Below are 25,849 nucleotides of genomic sequence, written 5' to 3' on the forward strand. Positions count from 1 at the left end.
GAATAATCAGCGGCCGCCAGAGGACAACAGCCGATCCATCTCCTCAAGCACTGAGATCAGCTCACGGCCGGACTGCTCACGCCCACGGAAATGCTCTTCTGCCATGGGCGCAATACCAGATACCTCTGGCAGCGCGTGACCGGCTTCCACCAGCGCCTTCATTTTTTCAAGAAACACGAACTGCAGCCACTGGGTGAAGTCCATGGTATCCAGGCAGAACGGCTGGGTACTCTGGAACGCCTCCGGTGGCAGGCTTTCTGTCTGCCAGACACCCAGTTGCCGAAGTTCAATTTCAATCTGCAGCAAACCGTCGGTCACCTGATCCAGGTGGCGTGCTTTTTCACTCATGGGATTCCTCTCAGTCTGCCAATGGCTCCAGCTCAACAGACTCCCCATGCAGCACACGGTATAGATCCTCATACTGGCGTGTGAGCGTGTGTTTCGGAGCCATGTGAATCAGCGGTTGGCGACTCTGGTGTGATTCTTTCATCTTGACGGAACTGGACAGGCGTACCGGCAGCACCGGCAACCCCTCCTCCGTCAGCTCCCGGACCAACTGCCTGGGCAGGCTCGCCCTTGGCTGGAACTGGTTTGCGATGATGCCCTCAACAACCAGCTCCTCATTATGATCCTCCTGCAATTCGCGGATTTCATGGAGGATGTTGTAGAGCGCCTGGCGGGAGAAATCATCGCAGTCGAACGGGATCAGGCAGCGCTGGGCAGCAATCAGGGCAGAACGGGTGTAGAAATTCAGGGCCGGGGCGGTATCGATATAGATCTCATCGAAACTGTCGCTGAGCTTTTTCAGAAACTCCCTGAGCTTGTAGATCTTGTGCTTGGCTTCGAGTTTGCGTTCCAGAAAATCCAGCTCAGGGCTGGATGGCAACACGTACAGGTTGTCGAATGACGAGGCGTGTACAAACTCGTCAGGTCGACGATTGAAGACACTGAAGGCGACCGTCTGCTCCAGCAGATCGGCAACGGTATCTTTCAGTTCAGCCGCCGGTTTGCCCAGCAGGTAGTGGGTGGAGTTGCCCTGCGGGTCCAGATCCACCACCAGGGTACGCTTTCCTCTTGCGGCGCTGATGGCCGCCAGGTTACAGGTGATACTGGACTTGCCAACGCCACCTTTCTGATTGAATACAACCCGTCTCATGTCGTCTCTCCAATGGCCTTTATCGTTATTAATCCCTTTACCGTTACCATCCCATCACAGCTTTAACAAACGGAATGGTTAAACGTCGCTGGGCCTGCAGCGAATTCTCATCCAATGTATCCAGCAGCCCCAGCAGATCACCCAGCTTTCTAGGGGCCCTGCGCATGATGAAGCCGGCAACATCCTCACTCATCACCAGCCCGCGCTGCTCTGCCCGGGCCATCAGGATTCGCTGCCGATCCTCATCCCGGTACACGCCCAACTGAATGAGCAAACCATGCGCCAGACGAGATCCCAGGTCTGCCAGTCCGAACGGCAGCGAAGCGGGCACCTCGGACAGACTGACCACCAGCAGGCCATTACGATCCAGCACCCGGTTGTACAGGTGGAAAACCGCCTCCTCCCAGCCGGGGTCACCCGCGGCATGCTCCAGATCGTCAAGACAGATCACATCATGACTGTCCAGGCCCGCCAGGGCGTCCGGGCCGAACGGCAGCAGCTCGACAATGCTGATGCAGACGGCGGTTTTTCCCATCTGCTCGGACTCATGGCAGATCGCCTGCAACAGATGACTTTTGCCGGTATCGGAATCGCCACAGATCACCACTACCGGAAGCCCCGACGGCTCCCGGCACACCAGCTCCAGCCGCTGTGCGGCCGAACGGTTACGGTCGCCGTGAAAGTTGTCGAAGCGGGCATCGTCCCGGAGCTTGACCCCCAATACCATTTGTGAGGCTTTCATGACCGCTTCGCCCTCCAGGCCCGCAAACTCCACACTGCCACATAGTGCCCCCCGCTCACCAGCGCGCTGACGGCAACCAGCCAGATCCCGGTGTCGATGACCCAGGGCTGCATGGGCAAACCCGCCAGCAGGATGATAATGGCGAGCGCCACCAGTATCTGGACAAACGTGTTGATCTTGCCCGGAATACTGGGTTCCATATCGAAGCGGCCGATGCCGTAATGAAAAGCCAGGCCGCCGCAGACAATGACAAGATCCCGACCCAGCACCAGGGCAAACAGCCACAGCGGAAGTACACCGGTAATGGTGAGCATGAGGTAGGCCGAAATCAACAGCGCCTTGTCCGCGAGAGGGTCGGCCACAGCGCCAAGCCGGGAGCGCCAGTTGAAATGACGAGCCAGAAACCCGTCAAAGGCATCGGTCAGTGCGGCAACGAAGAATATCACCAGAGACAGCCGGTAGTTACCTTCCAGCAGCGCGCCGGCGAACGGCACGATCAGCACCATTCGCAGGAATGTCAGTGCATTCGGGATCCAGCGCCACTGCTTAGAACTCACCGGGCTGCCTCCATCAAGCCATCAGCTTCGGTCGCCGCCAGTGGCGCCGGGAGCGGGTTGCCAGCGGTAATAAAGTACCTGGTACAAAGACTCAAAAGCCTGTTCGGCATCCTGCTCATCGCCCGGAGCCAGGGGCTGATAGCTGAACCCAGCCGTCGAAGCACTATCCTGCGCATCCGTTCCGGCCGGTGCTTCGGTTTCATTGCGGGAACCGGGCTCGCCTGTTTGCGCCGCACCATCCCCGTCCGAGCCAGCAGTCTGGCTGTTCTTGCTGGCCGTTATCGGCTCTGCAGGCTGCTCCGCCGGCACAAATCGTGCGTCCAGCGCGATATGCTCCTTCAACTGGTCAAGTTCTCCGGAGAATGCCACCTCCACGGTCAGCCGGTTGCCACGAACCCGTGACGCACCAACAGACACTACCGGAGTCATGTCCTGCAGTGCCCGGGTCACCTGGCCGTAATCCGCCAGCGTCGTTACACCCTCAAGCACCATATCAACTTTCGGAGCCTCACCCGCCTCGCCGGCTGTGACCGCATATCGGCTGGCGTATTGCTCAGTCCAGCGATCGATCAAAGCTTGCGCCAACTGTTCCGGCGTATCGGCATTGACCGACTGCTCGCCCGCATCGAGCCCCATGCCTTCAACCACCCAGCCTGCGCGCCATTGGCCGCCGGAACGACTGATACGCACCAGAGCCAGGGCGTCGTGGGACAGATCGTCTGAAGCTTGCTGGATGCGGCCGACAAACTGGCCCCACAAATCCGACAGCAAAGCCCGGTCACCGGCATAGGTCTCCGGCGGGAAGGCGATGGGTAGACCGCGATCGGCCGCTGCTGATAAGAGATGTTGCGCCCAGAGCCCCTCATTACTTCCCGGCGCTGAATCCGCTGCACGGGTCAGTAATTGCCGGTCTCCCCGGTCTTCCACGGCAATCCAGGCCAGCGTCAGGGGGCGGTTGGCGCCCCATACCGGCGCCTGCACAGACGCCAGCGCGCGGTTGACCCCGACGGCTCCGAAACTCATCTGCAAACGTGACTGCCCCGCGGTACGGTTCACCTGATAAGACAGCAACATGGACTCGGCGTCTGCCAATACCTCGTCTATCCCTTCGAGTTCCAGCACCTCACGGGTTCCGGACACCCTCACCATTACCTGACGCAGCCCTTCAGCGTATCCGGCCTTCAAGGCATCCGCCGAGGTGCCTGCAACCGGAACATCGGCCGCGTAGAGTCCCGACACGCTGACCGCCGATGCCGGGCCGGCCGAGAGTACCCAACAGACTGCCGCCAACAGAAACGCAGCAACTCGCCCGTTCCTGGCTGTTTTCACTGATTCGGTCATGAAACACCTTGCCATTCCCATGGTTGGCGCACAGGATACACCATCACCAGAGCCGAGAGTAGCAAGCACAGGTTGCAGTCAGGCAATCTGAAACCGGCAATATTGCCTGTGCTCCCAATTCCATTTGGAGCCCCCGTGCGCACCTGTTAAAATCCGCGCCTTGACTCACAGGCCTACGGTTATTTTCCATGAGCGAACAGAAGCCCTCCCTGACCTACCGCGATGCCGGCGTGGACATCGACGCAGGTAACGATCTTGTCAACCGAATCAAGAGTACTGCAGCGCGCACCCGTCGCCCGGAAGTACTCGGCGGCCTCGGCGGCTTTGGCGCCATGGTATCGATTCCGGCAGGCTACAAAGAGCCCGTACTGGTTTCTGGCACGGACGGCGTAGGCACCAAGCTTCGGCTTGCCATGCAACTGCAGAAGCATGACAGCATCGGCATCGACCTGGTGGCCATGTGCGTGAATGACCTGGTGGTCGGCGGCGCCGAGCCTCTGTTCTTTCTGGACTACTACGCAACCGGCAAACTGAATGTCGACGTTGCCGCTCAGGTAGTTGAAGGCATTGGCCAGGGTTGTGAGCAGGCCGGATGCGCTCTGGTTGGTGGCGAGACCGCCGAGATGCCGGGCATGTATGAAGGCGACGATTACGATCTGGCCGGCTTCTGTGTAGGCATTGTGGAGCGTGACAAGATCATTGACGGTAGCCGCGCGCAGCCGGGTGACGCCCTGCTGGCGCTGGGCTCCTCCGGCCCCCACTCCAACGGCTACTCGCTGATTCGCAAGATTATCGAAGTCAGTGGCGCAGACCTGAGCCAGTCAATGGGCGACACCACACTGGCCGACGCCCTGATGGCGCCCACACGCATCTATGTGAAGAATCTGCTTCAACTGATTCGCGAAGTCGATGTTCGGGCCCTGTCGCACATTACCGGCGGCGGCCTGCCCGAGAACATCCCCCGGGTACTGCCCAAGGGCACCATAGCCGCACTCGACACCCAGAGCTGGGAGCTGCCCCCGGTATTCCAGTGGCTTCAGAATGCCGGCGGCGTAGCCCAGGAGGAAATGTATCGCACCTTTAACTGCGGTATCGGCATGGTCATCTGTGTACCGGAAGACCAGAAGGCACTGGCCATGGACACCCTGAATGCCATGGGTGAAAAGGTATGGCAGATCGGCGTAATGGAAGCAGCCGAATCCAGCGATGCTGAGCCCGTTGTTCGCTACGCACCGGGGCTTTTGACGGCATGAAGGCAGATCCGGCCCCCGTTCCGAAGATCCTGGTGCTCGCCTCTGGCAGCGGCACCAACCTGCAGGCTTTGATCGACGCCACCCGGGAACGCGACTTTCCGGGTGAGATCATTGCCGTTGGCTGCAACAAACCGGGCGCGTTTGCTCTGGAGCGCGCCGCCCAGGCCAATCTCACCACCTTTGTGGTCGACCATACAAAATATGGCTCCCGAGAAGAATTCGACGCCGCCCTGCTGGCCGAAATCCTTCGCCACAATCCGGATCTGGTGGTGCTGGCCGGCTTCATGCGGATTCTGACCAGCGACTTTGTCCGCGCATTCCGTGGCCGGATGCTTAACATTCACCCTTCCCTGTTGCCGGCCTACACCGGACTGAACACCCACCAAAGGGTCCTGGAAGCCGGTGACCGCACCCACGGTGTATCCATTCACTTTGTGACCGAGGAACTGGACGGCGGGCCGGTCATCGCCCAGGCGGAAGTTGCCGTGGCAGAGGATGACACTCCGGAGTCCCTGGCGGAAAAAGTTCAGCAACAGGAGCACGTGCTCTACCCCATCGTCGTGCGCTGGTTCTGCGAGGGTCGCATTCAGCTGGGCGCTGAGGGCGTTCTGTTTGACGGCGCGCCCATCGAGCGTCCCATGCGACTGCCGGCGAACTGAACAGATTGTCATCACAAGGCCTCGCCGAACCAACTACACTGTCGCTAGCGTAGACGGTCAAAGAGGCTTTTTGATGCACACAGACACCCCCCACAAACCACGTTTTCAGCTCTGGGCAGCCCTAATTGCCGGCATGATTGCGCTGCCGGCGTCCGCCGCCGATGTAGATTACGCCCCTCTGGTGCCCTATGAGGCCCGCTACACCGCCTCCATGTCCAAAGGCGTCAGCCTCAACGGCGAGGGTGTTCGGGAACTGACAGACCAGGGCAATAACGTCTGGCTGTACCGTACGGATGTCGACTCTTTCATCGCCGATATCAACGAATCACTGATTTTTCGCTGGGAAGATGGCCAGGTGATTCCCCTGCGCTACCGCTATCACCTCTCCGGTTTCCTGATCAAAGATCGCAAACAGTCCATTGATTTTGACTGGCAGGCAGGCATTGCCACCGGCAGCTATCGTGGCGATAAGTTTGAAGTGGAGTTACGAGACAACACCCTGGACCCCTTGGGCTACCAACTGCAACTCCATCAGGACCTCAAGGCAGGCAAACGCGATGTCACCTACCAGGTGCTGGACAAGGGGGATTACGACGACGACCGCTTTGCTGTCATCGACGAAGATAGCCTGAGCGACAATGGCCGCACCATGAACACCCTGAAGGCGGAAAAAGTCCGGGACGAAGACTCCAAACGCCAGACCCTGATGTGGTTTGATCCGGCCCGGGATTACCTGCTGATTCGCCTGCTCCAGGTGGAGCCGGACGGCAGCGAGTACGAGCTGAAACTCAAAGACGCAACACTGGCCGATTAATCGGCCAGTCCCTGCTCGGCCCACACCGCTTTTACTTCCTCAGCAATGATCCGCAGGCCTTCAGCCACCCGGGCATCGTCCTGGGAATACGTTACCCGCAGACACTCATGGCGATGACGCCAGCCATCCTCGGGCAAGCCCGGGAAGAAGTAATGCCCGGAGACCACCAGTACACCCCGAGCCTTGAGACGCTGATAAAGCTCCAGACTGGAGACCGGCAAATCCGGGAACCAGAGCCACAGGAACATCGCTCCTTCCGGTTTGTGGATGTACCAGCGGCAACTATCTTCGCCCATAGCATCGCGGAACACCGATACCGCCCGCTCCATTTTTTCCTTGTAGAATGGGCAAACCACATCCCGGCTCAGGGACAGAATCTCTCCGGAGCGCACCAGCGGTTCCGCCAGCATCGCACCAAAGCTTCCGGTGGCCAGGTTCATGATGGCGTTGATGCCCGACAACGCCTTGATGATGGACGCCTCGGCAATCACGATCCCGGTTCGCGCCGCTGGCAAGCCCAGCTTGGACAGGCTCAGGCACAGGATGATCTGCTCGTTCCAGGTTGGCTGCGCGTCGACAAACAACAGGCTCGGAAATGGCGTTCCATAGGCTCCGTCGACAATCAGCGGAATATCGTTTTGCCGGGCCAGTTCTTCCAGTCGGGCCAGTTCTTCATCGGTAATCACATTCCCGGTGGGATTGGTTGGCCGGGAGACACAGATAGCGCCGGTTTCTCCGGTCACCTCCACGGCGTCAAAATCCACCCGATATTTGAATTCATGGGCATCGGTGAAGGAGATGTCCGGCTGTACCGCGTGGAACAGCCCTTGCTCAATACCGGCATCGGCGTAGCCAATGTATTCAGGCGCCAGCGGCAACAGGATATGCTTGCGATGGCCATCACCGTAGTCGCCACCAAACATGTTGAAAAGCATGAAGAAGGCAGCCTGACTGCCGTTGGTCAGCGCAATGTTTTCGGGCTTCAGGCCCCAGTCGTATTCCTGATTGAGCAACTGGGCCAGGGTGGCAATAAACTGCTTTTCCCCCTGAGGGGGATCGTAAATACCCACCAGCCGACGTACGTCCGCCTCACTGGAGGCCATCTCCCCCAGAATGCTCTGAACTCTCTGCTGGATCTCCGGGATGTGGCCGGGGTTACCGCCGCCCATCATGATCATGTCTGCACCGGAGGCCATGGCATTCCCGAGATCGTCCATCAGGGAAGTAATGCCGGCATCAGCGGTGAATTTACGACCGAAAGCAGAGAGTTTCATGATTCATTCCGTTCAATAAAGTACTGAGGGAGGTTACAGGCAGTGTAGCTCGGTTGCCTTATGTCAGCCTTCCAGGGAGATTCCCAGATTGCTGACACCGTCGTTGGCGGCACCGGCTCGGAGTTCAGCCAGGAAGGCTTCTTTGGGTGTTCGCTGCTTTTTCAGCGCCATGACGGTGTCACGCTGAAACAGCTTGTCGTCCTTGAGCAGTGGGTGGTGTTCAAACACGCGCACCAGCTCGTTTTCATCCAATCCCTCACCCTCGGACATCTCAACAAAATCCATCACGGTGCGGGTCGCCAACTGGGAAGCTTCGGTGGCGCGATGTTTGTTCGGGTTCAGGCGGTTCAGCAGCGCCTGCTCAAGCAACTGGCAGAAATCGAAGGCTGGGTAGACACCGTAGGCATCGTACTCATCGACATTGGGGCACAGGGTTTCGAGTTTACTGAGCAGCTGCGGAATTGCGGCATCGGCCACGTCTTTCTGGAGCATGTCCCAGGCCAGATCGAGCAACTGGCGCATCTTGCCGCCGGTTTTCAGGCCAACGGCGTCGGCGAACAGGGCGTAGTTGGGAAAGGAACGTTCGGCCAGGGCAAGCAGGAAGGCGCATTCGCGCCAGCCCTGCAGCTGTGAGACGGCTTTGAGAAACTGGTTGGCGTTCATGTCCTGGGCAGGGTCACGCCGGTCTGGCCAAGGTACTTGCCGCCGCGGTCTTTGTAGCTGGTTTCACAGATTTCATCGGATTCGAAGAACAGCATCTGGGCAACGCCTTCGTTGGCGTAGATTTTCGCTGGCAGATTGGTGGTGTTGGAGAATTCCAGGGTTACCTGACCTTCCCACTCCGGCTCCAGCGGGGTGACGTTCACGATGATACCGCAGCGTGCATAGGTGCTTTTGCCCAGGCAGATAGTGAGCACACTTCTGGGGATGCGGAAGTATTCAACGGTGCGCGCCAGGGCGAAGCTGTTCGGCGGGATGATGCAGACGTCGCCGGTGTAGTTGACGAAGCTGTTTTCGTCGAAGTTCTTCGGGTCTACGGTGGCGCTGTGGACGTTGGTGAAGATTTTGAATTCGTTGCTGCAACGTACGTCGTAGCCATAGCTTGAGGTGCCGTAGGAGATGACGCGGCCTTTTTCGCTTTCCCGAACTTGTCCGGCTTCGAAGGGTTCGATCATGCCGTGCTGTTCGGACATCCGGCGGATCCACTTGTCGGATTTGATGCTCATGGGTGAATTCTCGTTTCCAGCTGGTGGGAAAATTGGGGCGTAGTTTACCTTGTCGTGCGGTGACTGTCGAAGGTATAGGGCAGCATCCCCAAAGTGGCCGCGTTGGGGGGCTGCGGCATCAGGGTGCCCTTTCCAAAAACCGCTACGAGCACATCCCTGTGCGCTTCTCTCCGGCCATCCATGGCCTCCGACATTTTTGGAAAGGGCACCCTGATGCCGCGATTCAACTACGGCGCTGAAGTCCCTTCAGGTCTGGTCTTGGTTAATGCTCCGTCACGGAAACACTGGAAATCGTCCCACCAAGATTCCGCTCGCGGGTGGACAGCTCCGCCCCCACCCTTCTGGCGATGTCGCGGTAGCGTCTTGCCACTTCCGAATCCGGCTCGGCAACCACAGTCGGGGCGCCGCTGTCGGCCTGTTCGCGGATGGTCATGTGCAAGGGTAGCTGGCCCAGGAGGGTGGTTTCGTATTCTTCCGCGATGCGTTCGCCACCGCCGTGGCCGAAGAGGGGTTCTTCATGGCCGCAGTTGGAGCAGATGTGGACGCTCATGTTTTCGACTACGCCCAGCACCGGGATGTCGACTTTGCGGAACATTTCGATGCCTTTTTTGCCGTCCAGCAGGGCGATGTCCTGGGGAGTGGTGACGATGACGGCGCCGGTGACCGGGACTTTCTGGGCCAGGGTGAGCTGGATATCGCCAGTGCCGGGAGGCATGTCGATGATGAGGTAGTCGAGTTCATCCCACAGGGTTTGCTGGAGCAACTGCATCACCGCACCGCTGACCATCGGGCCGCGCCAGACCATGGGGGTTTTGTCTGTGGTGACGAAGGCCATGGAGTTGGCTTGCAGGCCGTGGGCCAGCATGGGGACGAAGTATTTGTTTTCGCGTACGTCCGGGCGTTTGCCTTCGGGTACGCCGAGCATCATGCCGATGCTGGGCCCGTAGATATCGGCGTCGAGGATGCCAACCCGGGCACCTTCGGCGTGCAGGGCGAGAGCGAGGTTGACGGCGGTGGTGGATTTGCCCACGCCGCCTTTGCCGGAGGCGACTGCGATGATGTTTTTCACACCGGGGACGGCCGGCAGGTCTTTGTTGGTTTTGTAGCTGTGGATTTTCTGGGCTACGTGTACCTCGGCACTTTCAACGCCATCGACAAATTCCAGAGCGTTGGCGACGATCTGTTTCAGGCCACCAGCGATGCCTTTAGAAGGGTATGGCAGTTCGACCATCAGGGTTACGTTGCCGCTGTCGTCTGCGCTCAGGTTTTTCACGGCTCCCAGTTCGTACAGGTCTTTGTTCAGGTAAGGGTCCCGGTATTCGCGAACGGCGGCTTCTAGGGCCTGTTGGGAAATCTGGGTCATCGGGGTCTCCGGAATAAGCTCATAAGCTTGAATGCAGGTGAAAAATGATGGCTCGGAAGGTATCATCTGTGCCCGTTTCTGACCATATGGGGTCTTTACCTGGAACAATCAATTGCGATTGGCGCCGGAACCCCGTTTTTGTCTTTCCAACCCGACTCAACATAAGGTTCGGACATCACCATGACGCAAGCGAGCAAGCAACAGCGCGATATTCTGGTTACCAGCGCCCTGCCCTACGCCAACGGGCCCATTCATCTGGGGCATCTGCTGGAATACATTCAGACCGATATCTGGGTGCGCTTCCAGAACATGCGCGGCCACAACTGCTACTACGTTTGCGCAGACGATGCTCACGGCACGGCCATTATGCTGCGGGCCGAGCGTGAGGGGATTACCCCGGAGCAGCTGATCGACCGGATTCGTCAGGAGCATCAGGAAGATTTCGCGGGCTTTCACATCCGTTTCGACAATTATTACTCCACGCACTCGGAGGAGAATCAGTACTTCTCGGAGTACATCTACCGCCAGCTCAAGGACAATGATCACATTGCCACGCGCAAGATCACGCAGTTCTTTGATCCGGAAAAAGAGATGTTTCTGGCGGATCGTTTCATCAAAGGCACTTGTCCCAAGTGCAAAACCGAAGACCAGTACGGTGATAACTGTGAGGCCTGCGGCGCCACCTACACACCCGCCGAGTTGATCAACCCCCGCTCTGCGGTGTCTGGCGCCACCCCTGTGGAAAAAGAATCCGAGCATTACTTCTTCAAACTGCCGGAGTTCCACGATTTTCTGAGCAAGTGGACCCGCAGCGGTGCTCTGCAACCCCAGGTGGCCAACAAGCTGGCCGAGTGGCTGGATGCGGGCCTGCAGGAGTGGGACATCAGTCGGGATGCGCCCTATTTCGGGTTTGAGATCCCGGATGCACCAGGTAAGTACTTCTACGTTTGGCTGGATGCACCTATCGGCTACCTGGCCAGCTTCAAGAACCTGTGCAACCGCGAGGGCATCGATTTCGAGCATTTCTGGAAGAAGGATTCCAGTGCCGAGGTGTACCATTTTATCGGTAAGGACATCATCAATTTCCATGCCCTGTTCTGGCCGTCAATGCTGCACGATGCGGGCTTCCGCACGCCAACCGCGGTTTGGGCCCATGGCTTCGTGACGGTGAACGGCAAGAAAATGTCCAAGTCCCGCGGCACCTTCATCATGGCCCGGACCTACCTGGACCATCTGAACCCGGAGTACCTTCGCTACTACTTCGCCGCGAAGCTGACCGGCGGTGTGGATGACATGGACCTGAACCTGGAAGACTTTGCTGCCCGGGTGAATTCAGATCTGGTGGGCAAGGTGGTGAACATTGCCAGCCGCAGCGCCGGTTTTATCACCAAGCGCTTTGACGGCAAGTTGGGCAAGGTCACCGAGCAGGACAAGCTGAAAGAGTTTATTGATGCCGGTGAACAGATTGCAGAGTTCTACGAAGCCCGTGAGTTCGGCCGCGCCATGCGTCGGATTATGGAACTGGCAGACATTGCCAACCAGTACGTGAATGATGAGCAGCCCTGGGTGATTGCCAAACAGGACGGCCAGGATGACCAGCTGCAGGCTATCTGTACCAACGCCATCAACATGTTCCGCCTGCTGATGACCTATCTGGCACCGGTACTGCCGAAGACCTCTGATGCAGCCCAGTCGTTCCTGAATTCACGTCTGGACTGGAACAACCGTGCAGCCCTGCTCGAAAACCACGGCATCGACAAGTTCAAGCCGCTGATGAACCGGGTGGATATGGACCAGATCGAAAAAATGCTGGAGGCCTCCAAAGAGGAACTGCCGGCGGCCCAGGGCGACAGCAAGAAGGAGGCGGCAAAGGATCTCGAACCGATCGCCGAGGAAATCGAGTTCCCGGATTTTGCCAAGGTGGATCTGCGGGTCGTCAAGATTGTCAAAGCAGAACATGTGGAAGGCGCTGACAAGCTTCTTCGACTGACTCTTGACGTGGGGCATGGCGAACGCAACGTGTTTGCTGGTATTAAGTCCGCCTACAAACCGGAAGATCTGGAAGGTCGTATGACCGTGATGGTCGCCAACCTCAAACCCAGAAAGATGAAGTTCGGTATGTCCGAAGGCATGGTGCTGGCGGCCGGCCCCGGTGGTAAGGATATTTTCATTCTGTCTCCGGATTCCGGCGCTGTGCCGGGCATGCGGGTGATGTAAAGCAGAGACTGAGACGCTCCGATGACAGAGTATTTACTGATTCTGGTCAGCACCATTCTGGTGAACAACTTTGTGCTGGTGCAGTTCCTTGGGCTGTGCCCTTTCATGGGCGTTTCCGGGAAACTGGAAACCGCCATGGGCATGTCGCTGGCAACCACGTTCGTGCTGACCCTGTCATCGGTGTGCAGTTATCTGGCCTACACCTACCTGCTGGCCCCGCTGGATCTCGCTTTCCTGAAAACCATCACCTTCATCCTTGTGATTGCGGTGGTGGTACAGTTCACCGAAATGGTGGTACGCAAGACCAGTCCGCTGCTGTATCGGGTTCTCGGGATTTTCCTGCCCCTGATCACCACCAACTGCGCGGTATTGGGTGTAGCCCTCCTGAACCTCAACAAAAACAACAACTTTGTGGAATCTGTGCTTTACGGCTTTGGCGCCGCCGTCGGCTTCTCCCTGGTGCTGGTGCTGTTTGCCGCCATGCGCGAGCGCATTGCCGTATCCGATGTGCCGGTGGCCTTCCGGGGCGCGGCTATCGGCATGATTACCGCAGGGCTCATGTCGCTGGCTTTCCTGGGCTTCACCGGCCTGGTCGCGGTCTGACGGAGCGGTTGTTATGTGGACGAGTTTCCTGATTGCCGTTTTGGTCCTGCTGGCGCTTGCCCTGGTCTTTGGCGGGCTACTGGGGTTTGCCTCTGAACGGTTCAAAGTTGAAGGCAATCCACTGGTAGACCAGATTGATTCGCTGCTGCCGCAAACACAGTGCGGCCAGTGTGGCTTCCCCGGCTGCCGGCCCTATGCCGAATCCATTGCCAACGGCGACGCCATCAACAAATGCCCGCCCGGTGGTGAAAGCACCATCAAGGCGCTGGCCGATCTGCTGGATGTAGAGCCACAACCGCTGGACGCAGAACACGGTGTTGAGCAGGCCAAGCGGGTGGCAGTTATTCGCGAGGACGAATGCATTGGCTGCACCAAATGCATTCAGGCCTGCCCGGTAGACGCCATCCTGGGCGCCGCCAAGCACATGCACACCGTTATCGAGAGCGAGTGCACCGGCTGTGACTTGTGCGTGGAACCCTGCCCGGTGGATTGCATCGACATGATCACCATCGAGCCGGATATCCGTACCTGGACCTGGACACCTCCAGTGCCCCAAATCATCGCCACCGATCGCCAGGGAGCCAGCGCCTGATGACTCAGCTGTGGGATTTCACCGGCGGCATTCATCCGCCCGAGAACAAGCATCAGTCCACGGCCCGCCCGATCCGCAAGGCCGGCATGCCCGATCGCCTGGTATTGCCATTGCAACAACACATCGGCGAACCGGCAGAGTTGGTGGTTGCGGTGGGCGACCGGGTACTGAAGGGTCAGAAAATCGCAGACGTTACCAATGGCATGGGCGTGCCGGTGCATGCTCCCACTTCGGGGGTGATCGAGGCCATTGAACAACGTCCGGTTCCCCACCCGTCCGGTATGGCGGACTGGTGCGTGGTACTGAAACCGGATGGCGAAGACCAGTGGTGCGCCCTGTCACCGATTGACGATTACAAACAACTTGACCGGGAAGCAGTGCTGCAGCGAATTCGCGAAGCCGGCATTTCCGGCATGGGTGGCGCCGGTTTTCCTACCGATATCAAGCTGAGGCCTCCAAGGGATCGCAAGGTCGATACCCTGATTCTCAACGGCGCGGAATGCGAGCCCTACATCACCGCCGACGACATGACCATGCGCGAGCAGGCCGCCGAGGTGGTTGCAGGCCTGAAAGTGATGGCGTGGATTCTCCGGCCCTCCCGGTGCGTTGTCGGCATTGAAGACAACAAGCCCGAGGCCATTGCCGCCATGCGCAAGGCGGTGGCGGGCACTCAGATTGAAATTGCGGTGGTGCCCACCAAGTACCCGTCTGGTGGTGAAAAACAGTTGATACAGATTCTGACCGGCCAGGAAGTCCCCAGTGGCGGTATTCCTGCCGATATCGGGGTGATGTGCCAGAACATCGGAACTGCAGTCGCCGTGGGCCGTGCTGTCTTTGAGGGCAAGCCGCTGATATCCCGTGTGGTAACCGTTACTGGCGAGGCGGTGCGGGAACCCGGCAATTTTGAAGTCCTGATCGGCACGCCGATCCATCACCTGCTCGAAACGGCAGGGATGGCGCAGGAACGTCTTGACCGGCTGATTCTTGGCGGCCCCATGATGGGGTATACCCTGACCACCGATTCCGTGCCTGTGGTAAAAACCACCAACTGCGTGATCGCGGCAACCGCGGCAGAACTGCCGGCTCCGCCGCCAGAGCAACCGTGCATCCGCTGTGGACAGTGCGCCGAGGCGTGCCCCATGGAACTGTTGCCGCAGCAATTGTTCTGGTATTCCAAGGCGGGTGAATTCGAGAAAGCAGAACACCTGAACCTGTTCGACTGCATCGAATGCGGAGCCTGTTCCTACGTCTGCCCCAGCTCCATTCCTTTGGTCCAATACTATCGGTTTGCCAAAGGCGAGATTCGCACCCAGCGCGCGGAACAGCTGAAAGCGGATCGCGCTCGCGAGCGCTTCGAGGCACGTCAGGCCCGCCTGGAACGGGAGCAACAGGAAAAGGAATTACGGCGCAAGGAGCGGGCCAAGGCTGCTGCCGAAGCTCAGGCCAAAAAGCAGGCGGAAGCCGAAATGGCCGCCGCCGATGGCCAGGCAAGCGACGACCGGGCAGCCAAAGCCGCCCTGGTACAGCAGGCCCTGGAACGCAAGAAGGCCAAAACAGCCGCCGACACCAAAGAGCAACCGGTACCGAGCAGCACTGAGGTGGCCGATGACAAGCCCGACATAGAGGCGCTGGAGAAGCAACTCACCCAGGCAGAAGCCAAGCTCAACACCATGCAGGGCATGCTCGATGAGGCCCGGTCTCAGCAGGCGGATAATGTTGAGAAACTCGAACGTGCGGTCGCCAAGAACCATGATCGGGTGCAACGGGCTCAGCAGGCGCTTGATCAGGCTCGCAAGCAAGTGGCGGAAGAACCCGCGTCGTCTCAATAATTCAATCAGGCTGGAACTTCATGGCTCTTGTTCAACAGTCCTCACCCCACGCTCGTCGCGCGCGGCCCACGTCACAGGTCATGCTCTGGGTCATTCTGGCCGCTCTGCCCGGCCTGCTGGCCCAGACTCTGTTCTTTGGCTGGGGCAACCTGATCAATGTCATCTGGTGCATTGCCCTGGCGCTGGGCTCTGAAGCCGCCTTCCTGAAGCTGCGCGGCAAACCCGTCGCCTTTTTCCTGCGTGACAACACCGCAGCGGTCACCGGCCTGCTGCTGGGGCTATCCCTGCCCCAGTTCACGCCCTGGTGGGTGTCCGGTATTGCCGTGGTCTCAGCAATCGTAGTGGCCAAGCAGCTGTACGGTGGTCTGGGCTCCAATCCCTTTAACCCGGCCATGGTGGGCTATGCCCTGGCATTGATCTCGTTTCCGGTCGCCATGACCACCAACTGGGCCGAAGCAGCCACGCTCTGGGGCGGCGCGCCCGGCTTTGGTGAGACCCTCGCGAAGATTTTCACCGGGGGCCAGACCGCCGTCGACGGCTGGACCATGGCAACACCGCTGGACGAATACAAACACAAGATTGCCAGTCACACGTCAGTGGAAGTGCTCGGCCACCCCACCTTTGGCAACTTGATTGCCCGGGGATGGGAGTGGGTCAATCTGGCCTTCCTGGCCGGCGGCGTCCTGCTGATCGCCCTTAGAATCATAACCTGGCATATTCCGGTTGCCTTCCTGGCCGGTATTGCCGCCATGAGCCTGGCCTTTGGCAGCAACGCCGACCAGTACGCGCCTTTGCAACTGCACCTGCTGGCCGGTGGTACCATGCTTGGCGCGTTCTTTATTGCCACCGACCCGGTTTCGGCAGCCACCAGCCATCAGGGCAAGCTGATATACGGTGCCGGCATCGGTGTCCTGGTGTACCTGATTCGCAGTTGGGGCAACTATCCCGATGCGGTCGCGTTCAGCGTGCTACTGATGAACTTCGCGGTTCCTTTTATCGACCATTACACACCACCCCGCACCTACGGCCATCACAAGGCCCGCCGGGGCGTCCCGGGCCGGAGTGGAGGTTGACCATGAGTGCAGTAACCACCGCCATCCGTCGAAGCGCAATCGGCCTGGGCCTGTTTGCCATTATTACCGGCGGCACGATTGCCCTGACTCAGGGGCTGACCAAAGACCGGATTCAGGAGCAGGCGGCCCGCGCCGAGGCCAGGGCACTGTTCGAGATTATTCCGGAAAGCCAGCATGATAATGACCTGCTGAGAGATGTGGTCACCCTGCCTGCCAGCGAGCGGCTACCCGCTGAAGGCCCCGTGCGGGCCTGGGTTGCCAGAAAAGACGGCCGGCCTATCGGCATGATACTGCCCACCGTGGCACCAGACGGCTACTCCGGTAATATCCGCCTGTTGGTTGGCCTGGATCTTCAAGGCCGGGTATTGGGCGTTCGGGTCACAAGCCATAAGGAAACACCGGGGCTTGGCGATCGTATCGAAACCCGCAAGTCTGACTGGATCTATGCGTTTGACGGGAAGTCTCTCGGTAACCCTGCCCCCAACGCCTGGAACGTGAAGAAGAACGGTGGCATCTTCGACCAGTTCACCGGAGCCACCATCACTCCGAGAGCGGTGGTGAAAGCGGTACAGAAAACCCTGGTCTATTTTCGCCAGAACCGTGAGATCATCCGCGAACGGGTGAACGCGCCCCCGGAGCCCGGTAAGCGCCGCCTGTCTCCGGAAGCCATTGCCGCCGATACTCAACCAGCGGAGCACTCCTGATCATGAGCACGAAAACGTCCAGCGAAATCATCAAGGACGGCCTCTGGCACAACAACCCTGCCCTGGTGCAGGTTCTCGGGTTGTGTCCGCTGCTTGCCGTCACCAGCACGGTCGTCAACGCCATCGGCCTGGGCCTGGCCACACTATTGGTGTTAATGGGCTCAAACCTGTCGGTCTCCCTTATCCGGAACTTCGTCAGCGAATCCGTTCGACTGCCGGCGTTCGTCATGATCATTGCCTCGTTCGTAACCTGCGCCGAACTGCTGATGCAAGCGTTCACCTATGAGCTGTACCAGATTCTCGGCATCTTCATCCCGCTGATCGTTACCAATTGCGCCATTCTTGGCCGTGCCGATGCCTTTGCTTCCAAGAATCCACCGTTACCCGCCATTCTGGACGGCGCCATGATGGGGATCGGCTTCCTTGCGGTATTGATGACCCTGGGCGCTATGAGGGAACTGATCGGCCAGGGCACATTGTTCGCCGACATGCACCTGCTCCTCGGCCCCATGGCGGCGGATTGGGTCATCCGGCCGTTCGAACAGTACCCCGACATGCTGTTCATGGTGCTTCCACCGGGCGCCTTTATGGGCCTCGGGTTGTTGATTGCCCTGAAGAACGGCATCGACAATCACCTCAAAGAACGCAGAAAAGCCGCCGAACCCGCTCCGGCCAGCACAGGTAGCAAACGGGTGCGCGTAACCGGCACTATTTCCTGAACCAGATCGGGCCAGCATGAACAAAGAAAAACGTACCGAGATTTTCTCCCGGTTGCGGGAGGCTAACCCCAATCCGACCACAGAGCTCAATTACAGCACGCCATTTGAGCTACTGATTGCGGTCATTCTCTCCGCTCAGGCCACAGACGTAGGCGTGAACAAGGCCACCGACAAGCTGTTCCCGGTAGCGAACACGCCCGAGGCCATTCTTGCCCTGGGCGTTGACGGCCTGAAGGAATACATCAAGACCATCGGCCTGTTTAACAGCAAGGCCGAGAATGTGATCAAGACCTGCCGCATTCTGATCGAGAAACACGGCAGTGAAGTCCCGGCCCGGCGGGAAGACCTGGAAGCCTTGCCCGGCGTCGGCCGTAAAACGGCTAATGTGGTGCTGAACACAGCGTTCCGGCAGCCAGCCATGGCCGTGGACACCCACATTTTCCGGGTCTCCAACCGTACCGGTATCGCGCCGGGCAAGAATGTACTGGAAGTCGAGAAACGCTTGGTCAGGCTGGTGCCGAAAGAGTTCCTGATGGACGCTCACCACTGGCTGATCCTGCACGGCCGGTATACCTGCACAGCCCGAAAGCCGAAATGTGGCGCCTGCATAATTGAGGATCTGTGCGAATTCAAGCAAAAGCGGGACTACCAGTAAACTGTCTTGAAAGCGAACTGACAGGAACAAAAAAGCCGGCGAATGCCGGCTTTTTCAGGTCCGGGTTGCGATCAACGCTGGCCCAGCATTTTCTCTTTCAGGTCTTCCTGGGCGGGCTTGTCTGACAGCCAGATACCAAACAGCGCCTTCTTGAACTCCAGGCCACCAACGGTATCTTTCTGCTCGCCGTTCTTGAGTACGCGAACGCCTTCGCCGGGCAGGTAAACCAGATCAAACACATCACCTTCGGTGATCTCTTCCTGGAATACCGCCATGAACTGGTCCACATCCGACTGGATAGCAGACAGGTCACCATCGGTGGATGCCTTGAAGCCGTCCATGGTCGCCTCAGTCATGCGCTCGCTGGTGATCATCCCCGAGGTAATGTGCAGCGTGATGGCCTGGGGCTCATCAGCGTTGATAACCGCTTCGCCATCGCTCACCTGTTCAGGTACATAGAGACCACCCACATAAAGATCCATAAACCACTTGGAACGGGTGCCGGCGCCATTGAGCTTGAGTTCCTGCCCCATGGCAGAATAGGTATCGGGCACATCGACGTCCCCTACGGTCAGGGCGGAAGCCGGGGCTGACAGAACACCGGTTAGCAAAAGGGATGCAAATCCTGCAGTAAGAGCCTTCTTCATAGTCCTTTCCTTTCGATCGTTATTATTGAGTGTTTCATTCGACACCAGGGCGACTCCCTAGATCTGCCCGGTGGCCCATTCTAACAACGAACTTTGCGGGCTGATCGCCACCTGGTTCTCATTTGCCGCCACATTTAACAAAAAAGCCGACCATGTTTCCATGGCCGGCTTTTTCACTGATCTCGTCAATCCAGTCTATTTGAACAGCAGACTTCCGGACAATCCCTCTTTCTCAAGGATCTCCCGCAGGCGACGCAAGGCTTCCACCTGAATCTGCCGCACCCTTTCCCGGGTCAGGCCAATCTCTTGGCCAACCTCTTCCAGGGTACTGATGGGATAGCCCCTCAGCCCGAAACGGCGGGAAAGCACTTCCTGCTGTTTGTCGCTGAGCTGATCAATCCACTTCTCCAGGCATGAACACATGTTGTTGTCCTGCAGCAGATCCGCAGGATCCGACGCGCCCTCATCGGCCACGGTATCCATCAGGGACTTGTCACTGCCAGCCCCGATCGGAGTGTCCATGGAGGCAACGCGCTCGTTGAGGCCGAGCATGCGTTTTACGTCGTCAACCGGCTTGTCGACCATGCGGGCAATTTCTTCCGCGGTCGGTTCATGGTCCAGTTTCTGGGTCAGCTCACGGGCGGCCCGCAGGTACAGGTTCAATTCCTTGACCACATGAATCGGCAGACGGATGGTGCGGGTCTGGTTCATGATGGCTCGTTCGATGGTCTGGCGAATCCACCAGGTAGCGTAGGTGGAGAAACGGAATCCACGCTCGGGATCGAACTTCTCAACCGCCCGAATCAGCCCCAGGTTGCCTTCCTCGATCAGATCAAGCAGTGTCAGCCCACGGTTGACGTAGCGGCGCGCAATCTTGACCACCAACCGGAGATTACTCTCGATCATGCGCTTACGGCCGCTCTCTTCGCCTTTACGGGCAAGCCGCGCGAAGTACACCTCTTCTTCCGGAGTAAGCAGGGGAGAAAAACCAATTTCGTTGAGGTACAGCTGAGTGGCATCCAGCTGCTTCTGGTTGGAGTAGTACTTTCCCTGTGCGGGAAATCCGTCTTCGACTTCTGCAGTTTCGTCTTCAGCAGAAGCTTTTTCAGGCTTGTCTTCGGCTAACAGTTGATCGTCGGCGTCTTCCAGATCTGCTACGCGATCAATGATGATATCTTCCTGTTCTACTGACATTGTTTACCCCGCCTCTCAATAATCCTGTTGTCACCCACTACTTCTTTTTATTCCGGGAGTGTTTCAGTTTTGGTTTTCTTCAGGACATTTACTTGTTGGCTGGCAATTACCGTTGCCGTTTTTGTTCTTCTGTTTCGCGGTTTCAGTCAGGCTGTTGGGTAATACCCTGCGGGCCTCGGGCCCGTGCGCGTTTTTCAGCGCCTTGGCAAATACCTGGATGGATCTACCGGGTTGCCATTCTTGCGTATCTCGAAATGCAACTTCGGTTTGTCGGTTCCGGTATTGCCCAGTTCGGCGATTACCTGTCCAGCTTTCACACCCTCCCCTTCCTTTACGAGAATTTTCCGATTGTGTGCGTAGGCGCTCAAATAATGTTCGTTATGGTTCACGATAATCAGATTGCCATAACCTAGCAACCCGTTTCCTGCGTACACCACGCTTCCATCAGCCGCCGCCTTGACAGCATCACCGGGATTGCCGGCGATATCAATGCCTTTATTGACTTTGCCAGACGAAGAAAAGTTTGCAATTACAGTGCCAGAATGCGGCCAGTGCCACCGCACATTGGCCACCACCTGACTACCGGATGACCTGGCCGTCGGAGCGGAGGTCGCGGGTTTGGCAGCCGGTTTCGACACCGTCGCGCCTGCACCTGAACGGGAAGGGGGTGGTGATGCCGCGGGTCTGGAGGGCGCGGTCGTCCGCGCGGTCCGGGGGATCGTGCCCTTGCGATCGAGTCGAAGCACCTGCCCCGGACGAATATTCCAGGGCGGCCCGATGCCATTGGCATTACCCAGCTCCCGATAGTCCCGGCCGTACTGCCAGGCGATCCGATACAGGGTTTCGCCCTTTTTGACCACATGGGAGCCCCAGTAAACCGGGGGGTTATACAGATCGTCCTGATAGATTGCACTGGTATTGCAGCCAGAGAGCACAAGCACGGCGACGACCAGAAGCGCCGTCATGAGGGCCCGGAACAATGGAGGGCTCCGGCGCTCAGAAGCCGGGACTTCAGACCACCAAACGGGGAAATGCTCAAATTGAATGCGCCCGTTAAAAAGAGTCACGTATTAAAAGCTGCCCGGTTATGAAAAATCCGTCTTAAGAATAGCCCTGATTTTATCCAGTTTCTTATCATTCAGGACTAACTTACTAATATATTGCACGATTATCGGGCAATTCCAAGTTACCCTGTGCACAGGATTGTTACCCTCGGGAACAGTCTTTTTGTGCGCCAGGTAACGCTTTCTCTTGCTCAGGCAGAACCACTCTCCGCAGGCGTTGCCTTTTTGCCGGCCAATTCAATCACTAATACCAACGCCAGCCCGAGCGCCGCCATTAACACCGCCAGCAGAATCTGGGGATCCTGCCCGTAAAGCGTTGTCCAGGTTTCCGGTGTCACCGGGGTCTGGCTCAACGGTACCTGATGCCCGGCACTGTTGGTACGCCAGCTGAGGGTTTCCTGCCAGGGCCAAACCTTACTCAAGGCGCCCACCATAAAGCCGGTGAGCAGCGCTAACACAGTGTCGTGAAAATGCCGAAAGGCCAGCGTAATCAGGCGCGCAACCGACAACAACCCAATCAGGCAACCCAGCACAAACAGCCCCAGATGGATCAGTTCAAGATTTTTGATCGCGGCAAGAACGGGGGCGTACATGCCGATAATCAACAGCAGGAAGCTGCCAGAGATTCCGGGCAGAATCATGGCGCAGATGGCCAGCGCGCCAGCTCCAAGGAAGGCAATACCCGTGGGCGCAAGTTCACTGGCCGGCAAGGTCGTCACCCACCAGGCAAAGACAGCCCCCGCCACAAACGGCACGAGCAAACCGGCCCGAGGGCGCTGGATCTGCTGACCAACATGCCAGACCGAGGCCACGATCAAACCGAAAAAGAAGCTCCATATCAGAACCGGCTGGGTTTCGAGCAACCAGGTAATAACAGAGGCCAGACTGGCAACACTCGAGACAATCCCCGCCAGCAGGCACACCAGAAATGTTCCGTCGATGGCTCGCCAGAAGCCGGCCACATTACCCCGCACCAGTTGGCGCACAAAGGCTACGGGCGCGGCACTGATGGCCTCCAGCAAGCGGAAGTAGATACCGGTGATGAAGGCAATGGTGCCACCGGAAACACCTGGCACAATATCCGCGGCCCCCATCGCCATGCCCCTCAGAAATATCGCAGGCAGGCGATGATGATACTCAGTCTGGTTCTGGTCTGTTTCCGACACCGACGGTTCTGACATTAACGGATAACTCCACCCAACAAAGGCACAAAATGCACCGGTTCAAGGTTGTGGCGCTCAAAGCGATTGCCTTTGCGGATAATCTCAACCAACACCTGATTCTCTTCCCCCACCGGGGCTATCAGCACGCCACCATCGGCCAGCTGATCCAGCAGTTCTCTGGGAACTTCCACCGGGGCTGCCGTTACGATGATGCCATCGAAGGGCCCTCGTTCTGGCCAGCCCATACCACCATCCGCATGTTTAAGCAGGACATTGCGCACGTTTAACTGGCGCAGCCGGTCCCGGGCGCGATCCTGGAGCGGGCGGATACGCTCAACACTGTAGATCTCGGGGAACAGTTGCGAAAGCACGGCCGTCTGGTAGCCGGAGCCGGTCCCCAGTTCCAGCACTCGTTGCGGCGCATGGGCCAGCAACAGCTCAGTCATCCGGGCGACGATGTAGGGTTGGGAAAGAGTCTGGCCATGCCCGATGGGCAGCGAGGTATCCTCGTAGGCCCGGTGTGACAACGCTTCGTCCAGAAAGATATGCCGGGGCACCTGGCCAATCACCTCAAGCACCCGGTCAGACTCTATTCCCCCCTCACGTAGACGCTGCACCAGACGCATGCGCGTGCGCCGTGAGGTCATGCCGATGCCTTCGAGCTGGGCCGTCATGACTGACCTCCGGTAGTCATATCCAGACCGTCAACCCATTCCCTGAGGCCGGACAAGGCTTCGTGCCGGGTCATATCGATGTGCACCGGGGTGATGGACACATAGCCCTCACGCACCGCATGAAAATCCGTACCCGGGCCTGCATCTCCGCCCTGCCCCGCTGCCCCTATCCAGTATCTCTGCTTGCCTCTCGGGCAGGTCATCGGCACCGCACCCTCGGCCCGTTCACGGTGTCCCAGACGGGTCACGCGGAACCCGCTAAGCTGTTCCCAGGGCAGATCCGGCACATTTACATTGAGAATGGAACGGGGGCCCAGTTTCAGGGCCTGCTTGTACTCCAGCAACAGCCGCACTACCCGGGCAGCCGTGTCGTAATGGAAGTGGCCATTGTTGACCAGCGATACAGCAATGGCAGGCAGCCCCAGATGGCGCCCTTCTGTAGCAGCAGCCACTGTGCCCGAGTAGATGATGTCATCACCAAGATTGGCGTGGGTATTGATGCCCGACACCACCCGATCAAACGCCGTGTCGAACAAACCGTTAACGGCCAGGTGTACGCAATCTGTCGGCGTTCCGTCGACAGACCGGAAACCATTGGGGTGCTGCTCTACTGTAAGAGGTCGGTTCAGTGTCAGGGCATTACTGGCACCACTGTGATCCCGGTCCGGGGCAACAACTTCCAGCTCCCCGAGGCCCTTCAGACCCTCATACAGCGCCACCAGACCCGGCGAATGAACGCCATCGTCGTTGGACAACAGAATTCGCACAATTATCTCCGCTAGCCAAACTACTTGTTATCACGGCTGAGGCTCAGGTCCTCAAGCTCGAAAAGGTCACCCAATACCGTTGTGGCATATTGCCCGGGCAACAACACAAACTGAATCCGCAGGGTGGTGGTATCCAGCCACTGCCATTTGAACTCTCCCGGGCGGGCTACCAGGGGGCGACGCTCCGGTTTCATGCGGGTGGACTGGAACAACCTGGTCAACTCCGGGCAGGCATCCACCACGCCACGCTCAAGGGATTCCTGCTCGCCCGAGGCCAGCGTACCGCCATCGCCCCACAGTGGTCCGGTTGGCCCGGCACCTGAGGGTTCCGGCTCTCCCGGCAACACCTCAGTCCAGGTTCGATTGCTGACCCGCTCCGCAAGTACCTGATTGAACAGCCAGGAACGTGCCGCCGAAAAGTACAATACGTTTTTCGACGCGCTTCTGCCAGCGCGTCCGCGCTTGCGATTGAGCCGTGAGGGATCAATCTGTACAGCACGGTCGAGATTCGCTCCCTGAAAACCGAACCGCTGGGGGCCAAAATAATTGGGGGCGCCCTGACTCGCCAACCGCGCAAGCCCGGCTTCCACAAGCTCGCGCTGGCCCGTCACATTGCGCAGCACAATCTCAAAACCATTGGCCTGATGATCGCCGCGCCTCAGTTTGCGGGAATGGCGAACCGCGGCCCGAACCGGCCAACGCTGGCCAACCTCTGCCATCAACGCCTGATCGTCCGCTTCCTGGCCAGGCCGATAAAGACTGAACCACTGAACCGTCACCGCATGCCGATCTTTCAGGCCACAGAAACCAACATCGAAAGAACGACAGCCCGCCAGTGCCGCCAGCTCCCGGGCGACGTACTCGGTATTGTCACCGGTTTTCTCCAGCCGCAGGCAAAGGTGCTCACCGTCGCCGGATACCTCAACCGGACCTGGCGCCGCGGCATCGTCCTCCCGCTCCGGCCAGAGCAACTCCGTAACCCGGAAATCCTCTGGCGACGTTTTCAGTTCAGCACGACCAACCCGGGCTCCGCCAGACACCGGCCAGTCCAACAGCCACTGAGAATCCTCACTCACTGGGAAACCGCCTCAAGCAGACACACCGCCTGACAGGCAATGCCTTCCCCTCGCCCGGTAAAACCCAGCTTTTCTGTGGTGGTGGCTTTCACGCTCACCCGATTAGCAGGCACGCCCAGATCCTCGGCAATGTTCATCCGCATCGCCTCTATGTGGGGCGCCATTTTCGGCGCCTGGGCAATGATTGTGGTATCAATATTGGTAACCGCGTAACCCTCATCCAGCACCCGCTGCATCACCCGCCGCAACAAGTCCCGGCTGTCTGCGCCGGCCCACTCCTCGCTGGAATCCGGAAAGAAATGGCCAATATCACCCAGCGCCACCGCACCCAACAGCGCATCCGCAAGCGCATGCAACAGAACATCCCCGTCCGAGTGCGCCATGAGACCGTGGCTATGGGGAATTGTCACACCCCCAAGAATGACAGAATCGCCCTCACAGAAGGCATGGACATCAAAGCCCTGACCAATGCGCATGATCATCTCCG

The 25,849-nt window shown here is 58.5% G+C and carries 28 protein-coding genes; 11 read left to right on the forward strand and 17 right to left on the reverse strand.

Annotated elements, in window-relative coordinates:
- Positions 1-6 precede the first annotated feature (6 nt).
- Genes MARHY_RS11105 through MARHY_RS11125 form a run of 5 tightly spaced genes read right to left on the reverse strand, consistent with a single transcriptional unit; the run spans position 7 to position 3,796 of the window.
- Positions 7-348, reverse strand: a complete 342-nt coding sequence (locus MARHY_RS11105; protein WP_014421893.1) for a YqcC family protein — start codon at positions 346-348, stop codon at positions 7-9.
- A gap of 10 nt (positions 349-358) precedes the next feature.
- On the reverse strand, positions 359-1,156 hold the full coding sequence (locus MARHY_RS11110; RefSeq protein ID WP_011784466.1) for a ParA family protein: 798 nt from the start codon (positions 1,154-1,156) through the stop codon (positions 359-361).
- Between the two features lie 43 nt (positions 1,157-1,199).
- On the reverse strand, positions 1,200-1,898 hold the full coding sequence (gene hda / locus MARHY_RS11115; protein WP_014421894.1) for a DnaA regulatory inactivator Hda: 699 nt from the start codon (positions 1,896-1,898) through the stop codon (positions 1,200-1,202).
- A complete protein-coding gene (locus tag MARHY_RS11120; RefSeq protein WP_011784464.1) occupies positions 1,895-2,455 on the reverse strand; it encodes a CDP-alcohol phosphatidyltransferase family protein in 561 nt (186 codons plus the stop codon). The genes hda and MARHY_RS11120 overlap by 4 nt, the downstream gene beginning before the upstream one ends.
- Positions 2,456-2,476: 21 nt before the next feature.
- Complete coding sequence (locus MARHY_RS11125) at positions 2,477-3,796, reverse strand: DUF2066 domain-containing protein (protein WP_014421895.1); 1,320 nt, start codon at positions 3,794-3,796, stop codon at positions 2,477-2,479.
- 188 nt (positions 3,797-3,984) lie between these two features.
- Between MARHY_RS11125 and purM the strand changes: the two genes are divergently transcribed.
- From purM to MARHY_RS11140, 3 genes are all read left to right on the forward strand, one after another.
- Complete coding sequence (gene purM, locus MARHY_RS11130) at positions 3,985-5,049, forward strand: phosphoribosylformylglycinamidine cyclo-ligase (RefSeq protein WP_014421896.1); 1,065 nt, start codon at positions 3,985-3,987, stop codon at positions 5,047-5,049.
- Positions 5,046-5,708 carry a phosphoribosylglycinamide formyltransferase gene (gene purN, locus MARHY_RS11135; protein ID WP_014421897.1) on the forward strand — a complete coding sequence of 221 codons (663 nt, stop codon included), beginning with the start codon at positions 5,046-5,048 and terminating at the stop codon, positions 5,706-5,708. Before purM ends, purN begins: the two co-directional genes overlap by 4 nt.
- A gap of 73 nt (positions 5,709-5,781) precedes the next feature.
- The gene (locus MARHY_RS11140) at positions 5,782-6,522 is read left to right on the forward strand and encodes a DUF3108 domain-containing protein (RefSeq protein WP_014421898.1); all 741 of its coding nucleotides are present in this window, start codon (positions 5,782-5,784) and stop codon (positions 6,520-6,522) included.
- Here MARHY_RS11140 and MARHY_RS11145 read toward each other — a convergent pair.
- The 4 genes from MARHY_RS11145 to apbC all read right to left on the reverse strand — a co-directional run bounded on the left by MARHY_RS11145 (position 6,519) and on the right by apbC (position 10,385).
- Positions 6,519-7,796: a valine--pyruvate transaminase gene (locus MARHY_RS11145; protein WP_014421899.1), complete on the reverse strand. Its 1,278-nt coding sequence runs from the start codon at positions 7,794-7,796 to the stop codon at positions 6,519-6,521. The genes MARHY_RS11140 and MARHY_RS11145 overlap by 4 nt on opposite strands.
- Before the next feature lie 63 nt (positions 7,797-7,859).
- Positions 7,860-8,459, reverse strand: coding sequence for a YjaG family protein (locus tag MARHY_RS11150; RefSeq protein WP_014421900.1), 600 nt, complete (start codon positions 8,457-8,459; stop codon positions 7,860-7,862).
- Positions 8,456-9,022: a dCTP deaminase gene (dcd, locus tag MARHY_RS11155; protein ID WP_011784457.1), complete on the reverse strand. Its 567-nt coding sequence runs from the start codon at positions 9,020-9,022 to the stop codon at positions 8,456-8,458. The genes MARHY_RS11150 and dcd overlap by 4 nt, the downstream gene beginning before the upstream one ends.
- Before the next feature lie 262 nt (positions 9,023-9,284).
- Positions 9,285-10,385: an iron-sulfur cluster carrier protein ApbC gene (gene apbC / locus MARHY_RS11160; protein WP_014421902.1), complete on the reverse strand. Its 1,101-nt coding sequence runs from the start codon at positions 10,383-10,385 to the stop codon at positions 9,285-9,287.
- Between the two features lie 180 nt (positions 10,386-10,565).
- Here apbC and metG point away from each other — a divergent pair, with 180 nt between their 5' ends.
- Genes metG through nth form a run of 8 tightly spaced genes read left to right on the forward strand, consistent with a single transcriptional unit; the run spans position 10,566 to position 18,777 of the window.
- The gene (metG, locus tag MARHY_RS11165; RefSeq protein WP_014421903.1) at positions 10,566-12,602 is read left to right on the forward strand and encodes a methionine--tRNA ligase; all 2,037 of its coding nucleotides are present in this window, start codon (positions 10,566-10,568) and stop codon (positions 12,600-12,602) included.
- Positions 12,603-12,623: 21 nt separating this feature from the next.
- Positions 12,624-13,205 carry an electron transport complex subunit RsxA gene (rsxA, locus tag MARHY_RS11170; RefSeq protein ID WP_014421904.1) on the forward strand — a complete coding sequence of 194 codons (582 nt, stop codon included), beginning with the start codon at positions 12,624-12,626 and terminating at the stop codon, positions 13,203-13,205.
- Between the two features lie 13 nt (positions 13,206-13,218).
- Positions 13,219-13,797: an electron transport complex subunit RsxB gene (gene rsxB / locus MARHY_RS11175; RefSeq protein WP_014421905.1), complete on the forward strand. Its 579-nt coding sequence runs from the start codon at positions 13,219-13,221 to the stop codon at positions 13,795-13,797.
- Positions 13,797-15,626 carry an electron transport complex subunit RsxC gene (gene rsxC, locus MARHY_RS11180; RefSeq protein ID WP_014421906.1) on the forward strand — a complete coding sequence of 610 codons (1,830 nt, stop codon included), beginning with the start codon at positions 13,797-13,799 and terminating at the stop codon, positions 15,624-15,626. Before rsxB ends, rsxC begins: the two co-directional genes overlap by 1 nt.
- A 20-nt stretch (positions 15,627-15,646) precedes the next feature.
- Positions 15,647-16,699, forward strand: coding sequence for an electron transport complex subunit RsxD (gene rsxD, locus MARHY_RS11185; protein ID WP_041654815.1), 1,053 nt, complete (start codon positions 15,647-15,649; stop codon positions 16,697-16,699).
- A gap of 2 nt (positions 16,700-16,701) precedes the next feature.
- On the forward strand, positions 16,702-17,403 hold the full coding sequence (gene rsxG, locus MARHY_RS11190; protein WP_041654822.1) for an electron transport complex subunit RsxG: 702 nt from the start codon (positions 16,702-16,704) through the stop codon (positions 17,401-17,403).
- 2 nt (positions 17,404-17,405) lie between these two features.
- A complete protein-coding gene (locus tag MARHY_RS11195) occupies positions 17,406-18,122 on the forward strand; it encodes an electron transport complex subunit E (RefSeq protein WP_014421909.1) in 717 nt (238 codons plus the stop codon).
- A gap of 16 nt (positions 18,123-18,138) precedes the next feature.
- Positions 18,139-18,777: an endonuclease III gene (nth, locus tag MARHY_RS11200; RefSeq protein WP_014421910.1), complete on the forward strand. Its 639-nt coding sequence runs from the start codon at positions 18,139-18,141 to the stop codon at positions 18,775-18,777.
- 71 nt (positions 18,778-18,848) lie between these two features.
- Here the strand turns inward: nth and MARHY_RS11205 are convergent, their stop codons facing one another.
- The 8 genes from MARHY_RS11205 to ispF form a co-directional block, all read right to left on the reverse strand.
- The gene (locus tag MARHY_RS11205; protein ID WP_011784447.1) at positions 18,849-19,424 is read right to left on the reverse strand and encodes a chalcone isomerase family protein; all 576 of its coding nucleotides are present in this window, start codon (positions 19,422-19,424) and stop codon (positions 18,849-18,851) included.
- A 195-nt stretch (positions 19,425-19,619) separates the two neighbouring features.
- On the reverse strand, positions 19,620-20,618 hold the full coding sequence (rpoS, locus tag MARHY_RS11210; protein ID WP_011784446.1) for an RNA polymerase sigma factor RpoS: 999 nt from the start codon (positions 20,616-20,618) through the stop codon (positions 19,620-19,622).
- Positions 20,619-20,812: 194 nt separating this feature from the next.
- Positions 20,813-21,583, reverse strand: a complete 771-nt coding sequence (locus MARHY_RS11215; protein ID WP_041655545.1) for a peptidoglycan DD-metalloendopeptidase family protein — start codon at positions 21,581-21,583, stop codon at positions 20,813-20,815.
- Positions 21,584-21,873: 290 nt separating this feature from the next.
- The gene (locus MARHY_RS11220; RefSeq protein WP_014421913.1) at positions 21,874-22,863 is read right to left on the reverse strand and encodes a DUF368 domain-containing protein; all 990 of its coding nucleotides are present in this window, start codon (positions 22,861-22,863) and stop codon (positions 21,874-21,876) included.
- Positions 22,863-23,519 (reverse strand): protein-L-isoaspartate(D-aspartate) O-methyltransferase, encoded by a 657-nt coding sequence (locus MARHY_RS11225; protein WP_014421914.1) that lies wholly within the window; start codon positions 23,517-23,519, stop codon positions 22,863-22,865. The genes MARHY_RS11220 and MARHY_RS11225 overlap by 1 nt, the downstream gene beginning before the upstream one ends.
- A complete protein-coding gene (gene surE, locus MARHY_RS11230) occupies positions 23,516-24,286 on the reverse strand; it encodes a 5'/3'-nucleotidase SurE (RefSeq protein ID WP_014421915.1) in 771 nt (256 codons plus the stop codon). Before surE ends, MARHY_RS11225 begins: the two co-directional genes overlap by 4 nt.
- A gap of 20 nt (positions 24,287-24,306) precedes the next feature.
- Positions 24,307-25,362, reverse strand: coding sequence for a tRNA pseudouridine(13) synthase TruD (gene truD, locus MARHY_RS11235; RefSeq protein ID WP_014421916.1), 1,056 nt, complete (start codon positions 25,360-25,362; stop codon positions 24,307-24,309).
- A complete protein-coding gene (ispF, locus tag MARHY_RS11240; RefSeq protein ID WP_011784440.1) occupies positions 25,359-25,838 on the reverse strand; it encodes a 2-C-methyl-D-erythritol 2,4-cyclodiphosphate synthase in 480 nt (159 codons plus the stop codon). The genes truD and ispF overlap by 4 nt, the downstream gene beginning before the upstream one ends.
- Between the last annotated feature and the right edge of the window lie 11 nt (positions 25,839-25,849).

The organism is Marinobacter nauticus ATCC 49840, assembly GCF_000284615.1.
Taxonomy (GTDB): domain Bacteria; phylum Pseudomonadota; class Gammaproteobacteria; order Pseudomonadales; family Oleiphilaceae; genus Marinobacter; species Marinobacter nauticus.